Source organism: Rhodoferax sp. U11-2br (genome assembly GCF_018619435.1).
Taxonomy (GTDB): Bacteria; Pseudomonadota; Gammaproteobacteria; order Burkholderiales; family Burkholderiaceae_C; genus Rhodoferax.
The window spans coordinates 39,031-54,909 of record NZ_JAHFZF010000004.1; the positions used below are offsets into that span (position 1 = coordinate 39,031).

Consider the following 15,879-nt stretch of genomic DNA (forward strand, 5'->3'; position numbering starts at 1 on the left):
AAGGCGCTGGCGGCTTGGTTCAGGCAAATTCAACCAGCGCCTTTTTCATCTTTTTCATGGCCGCCACTTCAATCTGGCGGATGCGTTCGGCGCTGACGCCGTAGACGGCGGCCAGGTCGTGCAGCGTCATGCCGCCCGAGTTGTCGTCGTTGACCTTGAGCCAGCGCTCTTCGACGATGTGGCGGCTGCGGTCGTCCAGGGTGTCGAGCGCCAGGGCGATGCCGTCGCTGGCCAACACGTCGCGGTGGTGGGCTTCGATCATCGCGGTGGGTTCGTGGGCGGCGTCGGTCAGGTAAGAGATCGGGCCAAAGGCGTCTTCACCGTCGTCGGACGGGCTCGGGTCGAGCAACACGTCGCCGCCGGACAGGCGCGCTTCCATCTCGATCACTTCTTCACGCTTGACGTTGAGCTCGGTGGCCATGGCGTCAATCTGGCTGTCGTTGAGGGTGTCGCGGTGCGAGTCGAGGTCGGCCATCGCGTCTTCGCTGCGAAAGCGTTGTTTCATCGAACGCAGGTTGAAAAACAGCTTGCGCTGCGCCTTGGTGGTGGCCACCTTGACCATGCGCCAGTTTTTCAGGATGTATTCGTGGATTTCAGCCTTGATCCAGTGCAGCGCGTAACTCACCAGACGCACGCCTTGGTCGGGGTCAAAACGCTTGACGGCCTTCATCAGGCCCACATTGCCTTCCTGGATCAGATCGCCATGCGGCAGGCCGTAGCCCAGGTATTGGCGCGCGGTGGAGACCACCAGGCGCAGGTGCGAGAGCACCAGTTTTCCGGCGGCTTCCAGGTCGTTGTTGATGCGGTATTGGCGCGCAAAAGCCTGCTCTTCCTCCAGGGTGAGCATGGGCATGCGGTTGACCGCAGAGATATAGGCATCCAGATTGCCTAGCGCAGGCACCAGCGCCCAGGGGTTAGCCAGGGTCAGCGCGGTGCTTGGGTTGCCAGTGTGCGTTGTCATGCCAGTACTCCTATGGGTGAACATGCAAATATTAGCACTCCCTTGGAGAGAGTGCTAATAATAAAGTTCAATTGCGCAAAACGGTTGGGGGTATGGGCGCTTGGTGCGGGTGGCGGCTTGGCCCGCCAGGTGTTGCGCCAAGGCAAGGATATTTGCAGCTGTGGCCGCCTGAACGTGCCGAGGCGCTTGGGCTTGAGGTCTAATACTGCCTTCAACAGTTGAATTCATTCCCATGCCTACGCCGTTAAGCAAAGAAGAGGCCTACGCCAGACTGGGTGCCATTACCAGGGAAATGCACGAGGCACTGACCTTATTGGGCAGTAACCATTTGCATGACATTGTGGAAGAGATCCCGCATGCCCGGGATCGTCTGGCGTATGTGGGCCAGATGACCGAGGCTGCTGCCGACAAGGTGCTCACGCTGGTTGAAACCGCCAAACCTGCCTGTGACGATCTGTCTGGCCGCGCCGTGGAGCTGAGTGCGTCCCTGGCCCGCTTTGCCCGCTCAGAGGAGTTGACCCTGCAAAAGGCGCGTGGTCTGCTGGTGGTCTGCAGCAAGTTTGTCGACCGAACCGGCGGCTTTTCCAAGGGGCAGGCCGAGGTGCTCAGTGACATCATGATGGCGCAGGATTTCCAGGATCTGTCCGGCCAAGTGATCAAGAAGGTGATCGACATCATCAACCGCACCGAGATGCAGTTGGTGCACCTGTTGGTGGACAGTTCACCCCAAGCTGCAGCCGAGGAAATTTCCCACGTGGTGCCTGCCACGGTGGACACCCACAAGCTGGACGGCCCACAAACCGCAGAAAACGCCCTCAAACAAACCGATGTGGATGACTTGTTGGCCTCACTGGGGTTCTGAGCCAAGCCAGTCGGCACAATTTGTACTTTGCGTTACCGAGGATTTGCCATGTTGCGTTTTTCCGCCCTCAGTCTGATCTGTGTGTCCCTTCTGAGCGCCTGCAGTGGCTACGCACCGCCAGCCAATCTCAAAGATCTGACCCAGGCGCAGCTGGTGGCCCAGATGGGGCCGCCTGACAAGCAGCGACAGTTGGCCAGCGGCACCCGGCTGGAGTTTCCGCGGGGTCCGATGGGGCACCACACCTGGTTTGTGGACCTGGGCCCCGATGGCCGGGTGATCAAGACCGAGCAGGTGCTGACCGAAGAAAATTTTGCCCGCATCACCCCAGGCTTGTCACAGCAAGAGGTGCGTGACATGCTGGGCCGTGCCAGCCATATCCAGGGGCTGGGGCGCTCGCGCGGTGAGGTCTGGAGCTACCGCTACGAAAACCACTTCTGCCAGTGGTTCCAGGTGGAGATCTCACAAGAGTTGCAGGTGCGCTCCACTGGTTATGGCGAGCCACCGGAATGTGCACGCGACCGCGACATCATCATTCCCTGAGCGACAGGCCCGCCAGCCGGTCACAAAAGGCGGTGGGCACCGACGCCACCTGGCGGCGGCTGTAGTCAAAAAACACAATCCCGGTTTTGCCACGCGCCACCTCGCGTTGGCTGCTGTGTTCCCGCATGCACCACACCAGGTCACAACCCTTGGAGCCTAGGTCGGTCGCGGTCATCTGCACCACCATGACCTCGCCATAAAACGCTTCGGAGCGGTACTGCACCGCCGCATCGGCCACCAGGATGCCGACACCTTCCACATCCAGCTCGGTGTAACCCAGGGCTTTGAAAAACCGCACACGCGTCTCTGACACCAGGGTGAGCAGCAGGGCGTTGTCCAGATGGCCGCCGTAGTTCATGTGGCTCTGGTAGAGCGTGATCTCCGTGGCAAACGCGAACTGTTCAGGAAGCTGGATGTGGATACGTGCCATGGTGCGACCTCAAAGTTGGTTGAGTTGTTGATTTGACCACTGACACCACGTTGTCAGCAGCCCCCTCGCATCATCAGGGCTTCTTCAACTTCAAAAGAGTACGCCATGAAAAACGCCATCAGCTGGTTCGAAATCCCCACGGTTCAACTTGATCAGGCCCAGACTTTTTACGAGGCTGTCCTGGGTCGCCCGATGCGCCGTGAGGCCATGGGGCCGTCACAGGGCGCCGTTTTTGAATACGACAACGCGGGTGGTGGTGTCGGTGGGGCCTTGATGATGGGGCCCAGTGCGCCAGCGTTGGCCAATGGTGGCACCCTGGTGTATCTGGATGCTTCACCTGCGCTGGATGCCGCTTTGGCGCGTGTGGTGGCAGCGGGTGGCCAGGTGGTGCTGCCGCGCCAGGCCTTGCCGCCTGGCATGGGCTTTTTTGCGCACATCACGGATCTGGATGGCAACCGGGTGGGATTGCATGCCCTGGCCTGACAAACACACTGCGGCCTGATGTTGCTGCATTTTTAAGAGCTATCTGACCATGTATCATGAGGGCCAGAGCACAAAAAGTATCTCAAACGTTCAACCGCTATGCGCCGTGCCGACCGCCTGTTTCAGATCGTTCAACTCATTCGTGGGCGGCGGCTCAGCACGGCGGCCTATCTGGCGCAACGGCTGGAGGTGTCGGTCCGCACCGTGTACCGCGACGTGGCCGACCTGCAGCACCAGGGTGTGCCCATCGAAGGTGAGGCCGGTGTGGGTTACCGGCTGGGTCAGGGCTTTGATCTGCCACCGCTGATGTTCACGCTGGACGAAGCGCGTGCCCTGGTGGCCTCGGTGCGCATGGCCCAGGTCTGGCAAGACCCGGCGCTTGCGCAGGCTTCTCAAGTGGCTTTGGGGAAAATTCTGTCGGTGCTACCCGCAGCGGCCCGGGCGGCTGCGCAAAGTATGGCCGTTTATGCGCCACCTGTTGGGCTGGAGCCGTCAGTGCAGATCACCCTGCAAACACTGCGAGAAGCGACACAAACACGCCACAAGGTGCAGGTTGACTACCGCGACGCCACCGATCAGATCACACAGCGCATCTTGCGCCCGCTGGGCTGTTTTTACTGGGGCAAGGTCTGGACACTGGCGGCGTGGTGCGAGCACCGCCACGGGTTTCGCAGCTTTCGCCTGGACCGCATGAGCCATCTGCAGGTGCTCGACGGCAAGGCCGGGCAGTTCCAGGACGAAGCGGGCAAAAGGCTGGCCGATTACCTGCGGGCCGCTGCACCCGCCGGTACACAAGACAAGCTGGATGGCACAGCCTGACGCTGACGGTATTGCGTACGGCGCACCATGCCTGAAAATGCCCGCTTTACCTCTCTGAGATACCCGACATGAACGCCGCCCCCCGTATAAGCTTTCCCGTGCTCTGCCAGAAGATCACCAACGCCCTCACAGCTGCCGGTGTACCCAACGATCTGGCCGAGCTTGAGGCAAAGATTTTGGTTGAGTCCGACCTGCTGGGGGTGCCGTCGCACGGGGTGCGGATGTTGCCGGGACTGCTGGCCGCTTTGAGGGATGGCCGAGTCAAGGCACAACCCAATATCCAATTCACGCGGCAATTTGCTGCCACCAGCATGCTTGATGCCGACAACGGCCCGGGTCGCAGTGCCGCCTGCCGCGCCATGGACGATGCGGTCAACCGCGCACGCCAGTTTGGCATCGGCGCCTGTCTGGCGGTGCGCACCACCCACTGGGGTCGGGCCCATGCCTACTCCAGCCGCGCAGCGTGCCAGGGTTTTGTGGGCCTGTGTACCACCAACGCGATGCCGACCATGGCGGGCTGGGGTGCCACCAGCCGGGTGCTGGGCAACAACCCGTTGGCGGTGGCCATCCCGAGGGCCGATGCTGATGCGCCGCTGGTGCTGGACATGGCCATGAGCCAGGCGGCGGTGGGCAAGGTGGGCACCAGCCTGCGTGAGGGCCAGGCCATCCCCCCAGGCTGGGGCCTGGATGCGCAAGGGCAACCCAGCACCGACGCCAAGGCGATTCTGGCGGGGGCGGTGTTGCCCTTTGGTGGTCACAAAGGTGCCGGGCTGGCGCTGGTGATGGAGCTGCTGACCGCTGCCCTTGGCGGTGGCGCCTTTGGCAACGAAATTTCTGCCGGTGACCGCAGCGGCATCGACCCGGATGCCAGCAAGCTGTTCATCGCCCTCAACCCTGAGGCTTTTGGTGGCCTGGAGGTTCTGACCCGGCGTGTGGCCGACTATTTGGGTCATCTGGGTGAGGTCGCTGCACCGTTCACCTGGCCAGGTGAACGTGGCTGGGCCAGTCGTGACACCAACCTGGTCCAGGGTGTGCCACTGCATACGGACATCGTGGCCCAACTCGCCGAGGTGGGTGTGGTTATCTAGAGGCACGGGCATAATTTGCCGATGCTTTTTTCTGCTGTGTTGTGGATGAGTTGGCGACGGTTTGGCACCTCGGGTGCCGGAGTCTCCTGTTGAGCGGAGCATGGCCAACCAACCGCTGACCCACCACGAGATCCTGGGGCTGATCGAGCCGTTCACCCGCAGCGGTCGTCGGCTGGATATGGCGGGCAGTGACCGCGTCAAGCGTTGCCTGGTGTTCAAGCCCGAGACCTGCCCAAACCTCGCTGCCACCGCCCCGGCGCTGACGGACCGGCTGGAGTTGGACTGCCCAAGTGAGACCCGCTTTGTGCTGCGGCGCATCGTGGTCCATCCTGCGGGTTTACAGGCCACCCTGCAGACCGAAGGGGCCGATGTGGATAGCCTGCTCGCTGGGCTGCAGGCGGTGGACCCCGAGCCCTTGTTTCGCTCGGGCGATGGCTGGTGCATGGCCTGTAACCATCGGCTGATGTTGCCGACCAACACCCTGCAGCTCAGCAGTGCCGAAGTACAGGTACAGGGCCTGAGCCTGCGGCTCAAGATGCCCGCAGTGAAGGGTTACCCGGCCGAGCTGGAACTCACCGCCAACGCAGCCATTGACTTGCCCGACGACCTGCTGCAGGTGCTGGGCCGCCACTGGGCGCCCCTGACGCCCCACCCCAAGAACTGGCGCAGCAGCTTGCGTTTGCCTGGCCCCGATTCTGAGCGTAGCCATCTGGCTGTGAACCAGCTGGAGTTGGCGGCCCGGCATGTGGCGCAGACCCTGGCCCAGCCGCCGTCCTTGTTCCACCAGCAACAGGCTGGCGCACGCTGGCGGGTGGCTGCCCGACGTGCTGTGCCGCTGTTGATTCTGCTGGCCCTGGTGCTGGGTTCACTGGCCGTGCCTTACCTCGGTATTGCGCAGAACTCGGTCTACTGGATGCTGATCTTCAACGCGCCGCCGCTGTTGCTGTTATGGGGATTTTGCCTGCGCGAGATGCCCAGTTTTGAGTTGCCCCGCCCACCGCGTCGCCTGACTGCGGCCAGCTGGTGGGCCACACCACCTGTTGACACGCTGGTCAACAGCACGCACCCAACCACGTCCGCGACCACCGTGCCCGGTGGTGCGCCCTGAGAATCCTCGAACAAGAACAAGGTCAACCCATGCTTGGCAACCCCATGAACATCCCACCAGTCTCCATCGCTGCGGCCAAGGCCGCGCTGATCGAGCAGTACGCGGACGCGACCCTGCGCCGCCGCGCCACCATGTTGTGGGGCACACGGGGTGTCGGCAAGTCGTCCATCGTGCGTCAGGTGGCCGAGCATTTCAAGGTGCCGCTGGTGGACTTGCGCCTGACCACCATCGAGCCGGTGGACATCCGTGGTGCGATTTATGCTGACGATGCACTGGCCAAAACCGTGTGGTTTCCGCCCGAGTTTCTGCCGTCCCCGTCCGACCCGGCGGGCATTTTGTTTCTGGACGAACTCACCGCTGCCGATAAACGGCTGCAGGTGTCGGCCTACTCGCTGATCCTGGACCGGCGTGTGGGCAACTATGTGCTGCCCGATGGCTGGCAGGTGATTGCGGCGGGCAACGCCAGCTTTCACGATGCGGTCAGCAACGACATGGGCACCGCGCTGGCCGACCGCATGTTCCACTTCAATGTGCAAACGGTGATCGACGCTTTCCTGGCTCACGCCTTGTCACAGGACTTTGCGCCCGAGGTGATAGCATATTTGCGGGTGCGGCCCGACAAGCTTGACGACACCCAGGCGCAACTGGCCAACGACCACCTGATTGGTGCCAGCCCACGCGGCTGGGAAGACATCTCGAATGTGCTCAAGTCAGGTTTGTCGGAAGCCACCAAGCGGATCTTGGTGCAGGGTCGTATTGGCGCCGCCAACGCCGCCGAGTTTTTTGGGGTGCTGCGTGAAATCCAGGCTGCGGTGGATGTGGTGCGCCTGCTGGCGGCCAAACGCGGCGCCGAGACGGTGGCTCTGTTGCCCAAAACGCTGGACGGGCTGTACGGCACCATCTATGGCCTGCTGGCGGCCTGTCGCGAAGAAAGTACCGTGAGCCGCGCGCTGGAGATCATCGAGCAGTTTGCCGACATCCGCAGCAGCACGGCCTTGCCTATCGTGGAAGGCCAGACGCTGGCGATGGAGCTGCTGATGCAACGCGCCTTGGAGAGTGGGCTGGAGGCGGCCATCCTCGACAGCCCGGTGTATGCCCGCTACACCGAGCGGCGTGCCAAAGAGGCAGCGCGTGGCTGACGACTTGCCCGAACCGGAGGCGCTCTACCGCCACCGTGGCACGCGTGCGGTAGCGCGCATGGTGGAGTTTGCGCCGTCCACCGGTGGGCTGGCGCTCTGGGTCAAACACCAGAATGTCTCGGAGTCACAAGCCTTTTGGGCATCTGGCCCTTTATTGTTAACGGATGGTTGCACCATTTTTTATAGCGAACGCTTTGAGGCGCTACCCCTGCCCGAGCAGGTCGGCCACGTCGCGCACGAGGTGCTGCACATCGCGCTACGGCATCCGCAGCGTTACCTGGCGCTCCAACAGCTACTGGGTGATGTGGACCTGGCGCTGTTTAACCTCTGCGCCGATGCCATTGTCAACAGCGCCCTGAGCCACCTGAGCTGGCTGCAGCTGCCACAGGACGCGGTGTATCTGGACAAGCTGCTCAAAACCGCGCTGCAGCTGGACCTGCCGGTTGACCAAGCCTTGCTGCAATGGGATGTGGAAACCCTCTACCGCGCGGTGGATGACCGTGGCGCTCCGCCAGACAAAGGCAAGGTTCAGAGCCGCAGCAGCGCTGCCGCCCACCAGCCAAGCAAGCAGGGCCAGGCGAACCATCAGCCCAGCGCCGCAGGTCAGACGGCGGCGGCCAGTGGATCATCCCAAACCGCAGATGGCCAGCGCGCGGTCCGTGCCCGAGCCCTGGGCCACCCCACACAGCGTGATCTGGTGCCCAGTGAACAGACCCAGGGTTCGCCCGAATCCCAGGCCGAGCTGGCGCGCGAGTGGTGCGAGCGTCTCACCCGCGCCCATGCGGGTGACGGTGCCCACTCGATGTTGCGCAGCCTGATGGCAGACCTGCCCAAATCCCGCACACCGTGGGAGCAGGTCTTGCGCACCCAGCTGGCGCGCAGCCTCTCGCATGAGCCGGAGTTGTCCTGGTCGCGCCCCTCGCGCTCTTACCTGGCCAACCAGGGGCGCAGTGGTCCGCATCACCGTATGCCGTTCGAGCCGGGCACCAGCCCAGGCCGGGCGGTGCCGCGTCTGGTGCTGGTGGTGGATGTGTCGGGCTCGATAAACGACGACTTGCTGCAGCGTTTTGGCCGCGAGATCGGCGCCATCACCCGGCGCCTGGCCACAGGTGTGACGCTGGTGGTGGGGGATGACCGTGTGCGCCAGGTGCTGCGTTTTGCACCCGGCCGCTTCACGCTGGATCAGCGCGAATTCAAGGGTGGTGGCGGCACCGATTTCACCCCGCTGCTCGAAGAAGCCGAGCGCCATGTGCCCGACATCATTGTGGTGTTGACCGACCTGGACGGCCCGGCGCGCCATCGTCCACGTTGCCCGGTGCTCTGGGCGGTGCCGCAAATGGCAGCGTTGATGGCGCCCCCCTTTGGTCGCAAATTGGTGCTGAGCTGAGGTCCGAGCCATGACCGCCACCCCCCTGACCCACCATGACATCCTGGCGCTGGTGGCGCCGTTCAGCCGCAGTGGCCGACAGGTGGATTTGCCCGCCTGCGACCGCATCCAGCGTCGGGTGGTGTTCAAGCCAAGGGACCACGCCGCCGACGCCCCTGGGTTGCCCGGTCTACGTGAGTTGCTGGCGCTTGAAAAAGTTGGCCAGAGCAGCTACCGCCTGACCCGCACCCTGGTGCTGGCCAGTGGCCTGCAGGCCCGCCTGACGGCCAGCGTCGCCGATCCCGCACAGCTGTTGCAGCGGGTGGATGCGGTGCCTGTTGGGCAACACTTTGCGCTGGGGGAGGGTTTTGCCATCGCGCGGCACTATGCCTTGCAGTCAGAGGCACAAGCGCCGGTGCTCAGCAGCGCTGTGGTGCAGGTGGGTGACCTGAGCCTGATGATGACGGTGTCACCGGTGCGAAGTGTCTCTGCCGATGTGCTGCTGAGCGCACCGCCGGGCCAGGTGCTGGACATCCCGCAGGACCTGCTGGCGGTGCTGGGCTGGGCCTGGTCGCCGCTGAGCGCCACGCGCGAGGGTTGGAGCGGCAAGTTCCGCCTGCGCGGCACACCCGACCAGCGCACCCGCCGCGCCGAGGCCGCGCTGGATCGTGTGGCCACCCATCTGGCGCAGACGCTGGCGGCGCCACCTGCGGAGTTTCATGACGTGCATTGGCTGGCGCGCTGGCGGGTGGTGTGGCGCCGTGCCATCCCGCTGCTGACACCCATCTGCATCCTGATCACCGTGCTGGCCATGCCGCGGCTGGCGATTGACGACATTCCGGGGCTTTGGACGGTGGTCTACCAGCTGCCCACGGTGTTGATTGCCATCAGTTTCATGACGCAGGATCTGCCGCGCTTCGAGATCCCGCCCTGGCCGCGCCAAAGCAATGCCAGCAGCTGGTGGCGCCAGCGTGAACCGGACGGTGGGCCCAAACCGGACTGATCCGGCCCGCGTTGCCCTGTGTTCTGGTCTTTGCAGACCGTTCAGGTCGGGCTGGGTGGCTGGTCCGTCAGCGAGGCTGCTTCCAGGATCGGGTGGTCGATCTTGTTCAAGAACAGGCGGGCGACGCGTGGGGTGGTGTTGAGCAATCTGGCAATGTCGTCGATGTCATCGGGTATCGCGGCGTTGTCCCAGCCCAGGGCGGTGTGGCGCGCCAGGCGCACCGCCAACACCACACATTGCACGTTGCTGCGTTCGGCATGGCGGTCGTCGCTGATGCTGATCAGCAACTCGGGCAGGCGCCACAGTTTCATCAAGGCTTGGCGCAAATCGGTGAGTTCGACGCCCAGCACCTCGCGCTGTATGGCGCGCGAGCGTAGTGTGGCGTCGGCAGCCTGGGCGTCGCGGATTTTGATCGCCAGCTCGGGGGCGTGTAGCCAGATCAGCATCTCGGCAAAGTCATGCAGGAACGCCGCCTGGTGGATGATGGTCGCGTCGGTGTCACCCCGATGCACTGCAAAGCCAAGTGCGAACTGGCCCGCACGCTCTGCTCTTCGTAGCAGTTTCTGCAAGCCTTCTTTGGCCTCGGGTTGATCGGTCAGCCAGTCTTCGACCGTGCGCTGCGGGCCAAACTGGCGAAAGAAAGGGGAGATGCCCATCAGCACCAGCGAGGTGGTGATCGACTCGGTTTCGGTGGCCTGGCTGGGTTTGCGCAGGCTGGCTGCATACGACAGCACCTTGAGTGTCATGAGCGGGTCGACCTGAATCACCGGGGTGAGCATGTTGGCGTCCACCTCGTCCTCGATGGCGCGCAACTCTTCGAGTGCCAGCGCAGTGGCGGCCAGCACCGGGATGTCCGCGTGCAGGAAATAGTGGGTCCAGGCGCCAATGTGGGGCCAAGGCACCTTGAGAAAGTTCACGGGTTGTGGCGTTGGTACAACCGGTACAGCCTCCAACGCGCCAGGCTGCTCTTTCTGATCTGTCATCGGAGTTTCCGTGTAATGGGTGGGCGGGAGTATCTGCTTAGGCACCAAGCCAGTCAAGCATTGGGGTCATTGCTATATTTTTTATCGGCAGCTGGTGTCGGAATATGAGTCTTTGGATGTCCAGGCCGGGATCGCTATGACAGCTCTTGCGCCTTGAGCTCCACCGCCATCCGTCGAGCCGCGCCTGACCAGGCTGTCACACGGTGGTGGTTGTGGCTGCAGGATTGCGCTGGCGGGCAAGCTCACCGGGGGCCCTTTTGCATCTGCAAAACAAAGCTTTGGCGTCCAGGTGTTGCCACCCACAGCGGGCCGGACTTGCCTGCACCAGCGCGCTGCGTTACGCTTCGTGCGCCGACCCAAGCACTGGACACGATAGTGGCCAAGCACATCGTGATCCCATAGATGCCATGCGGCGAGCCCTCGGTGCGCCATGTCCTACCTTGCCAGACCAGGGCCTGTGTTGCCACCAGTCACCAGTTGACCAAAGATAAAGACATATCAGGGGAGTGCGATGAAGACTCGGGGACAGTTTTTGGCGATCATTCCGACGCTCATCCTGGTCATGGGCGGTTTGCTTGCCGTTTTTGAGAGCCGTCGCATTGCGCAGGAGCAGAGCACGGAGAAAACCGCCCGATTTGATGAACTGACACAGCAGGTTGCTGCGGACCTGTATAAGCGGCTGCAGAACTACCAATACGGACTGCGTGGGGCGCGGGGGGCTGTGATTGTGGGTGGCCCGCAGGGCATCACACGGCAGAAGTTTCGCCTTTACATGCAGTCGCGTGAACTGGCGCGAGAGTTCCCCGGCTCGCTCGGCTTTGGGTTTATACGGCGGGTGGCGCCGCCACATGAGGCGGCGTTTGTGAAATCAGCGCGTGCCGACGACAGCTCTGACTTCCGGATTCACCAGCTCACGCCGCACGACGGCGAGAAACTGGTCATCCAGTACATCGAACCTCAGGCCAGCAACCAGGCGGCGATCGGGCTGGATATCGCTTCCGAGCGCAAGCGTCTGCAGGCCGCTCAGGCCGCCATGGAGACGGGCCAGCCCACGTTGACCCATCCCATCACCCTGGTACAAATCAGCGGCTTGACGCACAGAGGTTTTTTGCTGCTGTTGCCCGCCTATCTGCCTGGCGCACCCCTGGGCACACCTCAAGAGCGGATCAAAGCGACCTGGGGGCTGGCCTACACGCCGCTGGTGATTGACGATGTCATGGCAGATCCCAGCTTCCAGAATGAGGCGTTCTCCCTGTCGTTGAGCGCGGTCATTTCACCCGGCGAGAACCAGAGCTTTTTCACCAGCGAGCACTGGCCAGAAGCGGCGGCAGAGGGGCTGACCCAACAAGTCAGGATCCACCTGTTTGGACAGGACTGGGTGTTGACGGTCAAGGCGCGTCAGAAATTCCTCGCCAACCTCAACCATCTGAACCCCGACCGGGTGGCCTTTGGGATCGTGGGCGCTGCTGCGTTGCTGGCTGCGCTGGCGTATTTGGCACTGGGTGCGTCACAGCGCCGTCGTCAGGAGGCGATAGAACACTCCAAGTTGGCCGCGATTGTGGACAGTTCTTCCGATGCCATCATCGCCAACGACCTGACGGGGGTGGTGACCAGTTGGAACAAAACTGCGGAGAACATTTTTGGTTACACCGCCAGTGAAGCGATGGGTCACAAGCTGGCCGACCTGATCGTGCCACCTGGACTGCTGTCGGAAGAAAAGCAGTTTCTGGACACGGTTGCCCGGGGCGGGGCGATCTCTCCGCGTGACACTTTCCGGCGCCGCAAGGACGGTGAACTGATCAACGCGGCTGTCTCCATCTCCCCCATCTTTGACGCCAACCAGCATGTGATCGGCGCGGCCAAGACCTTGCGCGATGTGACCAAAGAACTGCGTATGGAGGAGCGGTTTCAGCTGGCGATTGCATCCGCTGGCATTGGTGTCTGGGTGTGGCACCTGTCAAGCAACCTGCTGCACTGGAACCAGCGCATGCGCGAGTTGTATGCCGTCCCGACGGCCGAGGGTGAATCTGATCACCTTTATGAGATTTGGCGTGGGCGAGTTCATCCAGAGGACATCGGCATGGCTGAACACAAGTTGCAGCAGCTGATCGCGGGCGAGGGGCCCTATGACCCGGTATTTCGTATTGTTCTGGAAGACGCTCGGATACGTTGGATCCAAGCGTCGGCGCTGGTTGAACGCGATTTCAACGGCAAGGTGATGCAGATGGTCGGAACCAACATCGACATCACAGAGCAGGTCGAAAGCAAAACGCAACTGGTGGCGCTCAATGCCTCGCTCGAAGACCAGGTGCGCCAGCGCACAGCACACCTGGAGGCCGCAAACCAGAAACTCCAGGAACAATCACGCTTCATCAACACCATCACCAATGCAATGCCCAGCATGATTGGTTACTGGGATGCACAACTGCGCTGCCGTTATGCCAACCATGCGTATCTGCAATGGTTCGGGCGCGAGCCGGCTGCCATGCTGGGGATTCGCATGCAGGAGTTGCTGGGTGAGAACGTGTTCGCGTTGAACGAGCCCTACATCCGTGCAGCCTTGCGCGGGGAGTTGCAGAACTTCGAGCGGACCCTGATCAAGGCCGATGGGTTCACGGGTTATGCGCTGGCCAGCTACATCCCGGATGTGTTTGAAGGCAAGGTGAATGGCTTTCATGTGCTGGTGACCGACGTGACCGAGGTCAAGCTGGCCGAGCTGCGCATGGCGGATCTGAACCGGGAGCTGGAGTTGAAGCGCCAGGAGGCAGAACGTGCGGTCCAGGCGAAAAGTGAGTTTCTCTCCAACATGAGCCACGAGATCCGCACCCCCATGAATGGGGTGCTTGGATTGGCGTATCTGCTGTCCAAGGCGGAACTGCCCAGCGAGGCGGCCCAGATGGTGCACAAGCTCCAGAGCTCGGGGCGTACCTTGCAGCGTATTCTTGATGACATCCTGGACTTCTCCAAGCTGGAGGCCTCGGGCATGGCGCTGGAAATGGCCGAGTTTGATCTTCAGGACATGATCAACAACGTCTCTGTCATGATGGAGGCATCGGCTGCTGCCAAGAATCTGGAGCTGGCGATTTCACCTCCGCCGTTTGGCCAGAACCATCTGATCGGTGACCAGGTCCGCTTGGGCCAGGTTGTCATGAATCTGGTGGTGAATGCCATCAAGTTCACAAAAAGCGGGTTTGTGGCCTTGCGTATCTCCTGCCCCAGACAGGACGAGGCTGAAGTCACCCTCCATTTCGAAGTGGAGGACTCCGGCATCGGCATGAACCAGGAGCAGCTGGGTCGGCTTTTTGTGCCGTTTCAGCAGGCTGACCTCTCTACCACGCGCCAATTTGGAGGGACCGGCTTGGGCTTGTCGATCAGCAAGCGACTGCTGGAGATGATGGGCAGCAGCTTGCAGGTGCAAAGTGAACTTGGGCGAGGGAGCCGGTTTTACTTTGACGTGGTGTTCCAGCGGGGCACAACAAGCGCCGTTTTTGCCAACGAGCTTAAAGGGCTGCGTGTTGTGATTGCTGACGACAGCGAAATCTCCCGAGATGCGTTGCGGGCCACGGCAGAGAGCCTGGGCTGGCCATCCGAAGTGGTCGGGGATGGTGCAGCGGCAGTGGCGTTGGTGACTGGACAGGCAGAGCGTTGGACAGAGCAGCAAGTCATTCTTCTGGACTGGCAGATGCCTGAAATGGATGGACTGACAGCGGCGCGCATGATCCATGAACACACGGGTGGTTCGCTCGGCCCGATCATTCTGGTGGCTACGGCCTTTTCGCGCGATGAGCTGATCACACAACCCGATATCCGTTATGCCGATGGGGTGTTGACCAAGCCTGTGACCGCCTCTGCGTTGTTTGATGCCGTTGGCACGATTTATAGGCACAGGACAGGAATGGTGGCAGCCTTGGCACCCGCAGCTGCCCAGCGTCTGACCGGTTTGCGCTTGTTGGTGGTGGACGACAGCGAGGTCAACCGTGAAGTTGCCTCGCGGATTTTTGAAGGTGAAGGCGCCCGGGTGGCCCTGGCTGAAGATGGTCAACAAGCCTTCAACTGGCTGATGAAACACGCCAAAGACGTCGATGTGGTGTTGATGGATATTCAGATGCCGGTGCTGGACGGTTATGGTGCCATGGCGCTGATACGCAAGCAGCCCGCCTTGAGCCACATCCCGGTGGTGGCCCTCACGGCGGGCGTCCTGGACTCTTCGCGCAATGCGGTGTATGCCTGCGGGATGGTGGGGCACATCTCCAAACCCATGGATGTGCAGGCGGCGGTGCAGGTGATTCTGAACGCCACCGGGCAGCCAGATGTCGAAACTGTTCGACAACCCGGCAAGAAACCCGTTGTTTCGGGTGATTTGCCCGGACTCGCCGTTGCGCAAAGTCTGGATATCTGGCGCAATGAGGCGCGCTACCGACAGTATCTGGGGCTGTTTGCGGAAAAGTATGCGCAGTTTGAAACGAGCCTGCGAACACTGCCGCCGCTTGAGTTGAAGGCCTTTGCGCACAAGTTGTGTGGCTCGGCTGGAAACCTGGGGCTGATGGATATCAGTCGTTTGGCCGGAGAATTGGAGCGCAAGATGGATGAAGGAGATCAACGTGAAGCTGGGGTTGCTCAGCTGAACCAGGCCTTTGTGGTCGGAATGGCCTCGTTGACCACTTATCTGGGCATGCAAACGACGGAGCCTGCTTCAGCCAGCACCTCTCTGGATCTTGAGCAGGTGTCAAAGGTGGTGCGCCATGTTCACAAGGCGCTGACAACGCTTTCACCAGACAGCGTGGAGCCTCTGCTGAACCAGCTCAAATTGCTGCTTGGCTCGGAACAGCAAGCACAGGTGCGCAAGGTCAGTGAGGCCGTCGAATACTTTGATTTCCGTGCCGCTACCCTTGCGCTGCGAATGTTAGCCAAGACACTGCATGTCGAGTTGGATCTGAGGGATGCCTGAAGCTCTGATCCTGTGCAATGTCCATCACCCTGATACAACGGGTTCCGCGATCTGGGAGGTATGACACCACGAGCCACGTCTCAGCGCGGTTGCCGCAAAGGAGCTCAAAAACAACAAAGCCCCAACGAGTGGGGCTTTGTGAGTCCTTG

The 15,879-nt window shown here is 61.8% G+C and carries 13 protein-coding genes; 10 read left to right on the forward strand and 3 right to left on the reverse strand.

Features of this window, described 5'->3' with window-relative positions; genetic code table 11:
• Positions 1 to 19: 19 nt before the first annotated feature.
• Positions 20 to 961: an RNA polymerase sigma factor RpoH gene (rpoH, locus tag KKO72_RS03795; protein WP_214935619.1), complete on the reverse strand. Its 942-nt coding sequence runs from the start codon at positions 959 to 961 to the stop codon at positions 20 to 22.
• Between the two features lie 232 nt (positions 962 to 1,193).
• Between rpoH and KKO72_RS03800 the strand changes: the two genes are divergently transcribed.
• Positions 1,194 to 1,823, forward strand: a complete 630-nt coding sequence (locus KKO72_RS03800; protein ID WP_214935621.1) for a protein phosphatase CheZ — start codon at positions 1,194 to 1,196, stop codon at positions 1,821 to 1,823.
• A 48-nt stretch (positions 1,824 to 1,871) separates the two neighbouring features.
• A complete protein-coding gene (locus KKO72_RS03805) occupies positions 1,872 to 2,363 on the forward strand; it encodes a hypothetical protein (RefSeq protein WP_214935623.1) in 492 nt (163 codons plus the stop codon).
• Here KKO72_RS03805 and KKO72_RS03810 read toward each other — a convergent pair.
• Positions 2,353 to 2,793, reverse strand: coding sequence for a thioesterase family protein (locus tag KKO72_RS03810; protein WP_214935625.1), 441 nt, complete (start codon positions 2,791 to 2,793; stop codon positions 2,353 to 2,355). The two genes, KKO72_RS03805 and KKO72_RS03810, sit on opposite strands and share 11 nt — an antisense overlap.
• Before the next feature lie 105 nt (positions 2,794 to 2,898).
• Here KKO72_RS03810 and KKO72_RS03815 point away from each other — a divergent pair, with 105 nt between their 5' ends.
• The 7 genes from KKO72_RS03815 to KKO72_RS03845 all read left to right on the forward strand — a co-directional run bounded on the left by KKO72_RS03815 (position 2,899) and on the right by KKO72_RS03845 (position 9,799).
• Positions 2,899 to 3,276, forward strand: a complete 378-nt coding sequence (locus KKO72_RS03815) for a VOC family protein (protein ID WP_214935627.1) — start codon at positions 2,899 to 2,901, stop codon at positions 3,274 to 3,276.
• A gap of 99 nt (positions 3,277 to 3,375) precedes the next feature.
• A complete protein-coding gene (locus tag KKO72_RS03820) occupies positions 3,376 to 4,095 on the forward strand; it encodes a YafY family protein (RefSeq protein WP_214935629.1) in 720 nt (239 codons plus the stop codon).
• 68 nt (positions 4,096 to 4,163) lie between these two features.
• A complete protein-coding gene (locus KKO72_RS03825; protein WP_214935631.1) occupies positions 4,164 to 5,183 on the forward strand; it encodes an Ldh family oxidoreductase in 1,020 nt (339 codons plus the stop codon).
• A gap of 100 nt (positions 5,184 to 5,283) precedes the next feature.
• Positions 5,284 to 6,291 carry a hypothetical protein gene (locus tag KKO72_RS03830; RefSeq protein ID WP_214935633.1) on the forward strand — a complete coding sequence of 336 codons (1,008 nt, stop codon included), beginning with the start codon at positions 5,284 to 5,286 and terminating at the stop codon, positions 6,289 to 6,291.
• Positions 6,292 to 6,335: 44 nt separating this feature from the next.
• Complete coding sequence (locus tag KKO72_RS03835; protein ID WP_251140433.1) at positions 6,336 to 7,430, forward strand: AAA family ATPase; 1,095 nt, start codon at positions 6,336 to 6,338, stop codon at positions 7,428 to 7,430.
• Entirely contained in the window at positions 7,423 to 8,817 is a 1,395-nt protein-coding gene (locus KKO72_RS03840) for a VWA-like domain-containing protein (RefSeq protein WP_371736811.1), read from the forward strand. Before KKO72_RS03835 ends, KKO72_RS03840 begins: the two co-directional genes overlap by 8 nt.
• Before the next feature lie 10 nt (positions 8,818 to 8,827).
• Positions 8,828 to 9,799 (forward strand): hypothetical protein, encoded by a 972-nt coding sequence (locus KKO72_RS03845; RefSeq protein ID WP_214935637.1) that lies wholly within the window; start codon positions 8,828 to 8,830, stop codon positions 9,797 to 9,799.
• A gap of 41 nt (positions 9,800 to 9,840) precedes the next feature.
• Here KKO72_RS03845 and KKO72_RS03850 read toward each other — a convergent pair whose 3' ends face one another.
• Positions 9,841 to 10,782, reverse strand: coding sequence for an HDOD domain-containing protein (locus tag KKO72_RS03850; protein WP_214935639.1), 942 nt, complete (start codon positions 10,780 to 10,782; stop codon positions 9,841 to 9,843).
• Positions 10,783 to 11,293: 511 nt separating this feature from the next.
• Here KKO72_RS03850 and KKO72_RS03855 point away from each other — a divergent pair.
• Positions 11,294 to 15,730 (forward strand): CHASE domain-containing protein, encoded by a 4,437-nt coding sequence (locus KKO72_RS03855; protein ID WP_214935641.1) that lies wholly within the window; start codon positions 11,294 to 11,296, stop codon positions 15,728 to 15,730.
• The last annotated feature ends 149 nt before the right edge of the window (positions 15,731 to 15,879 follow it).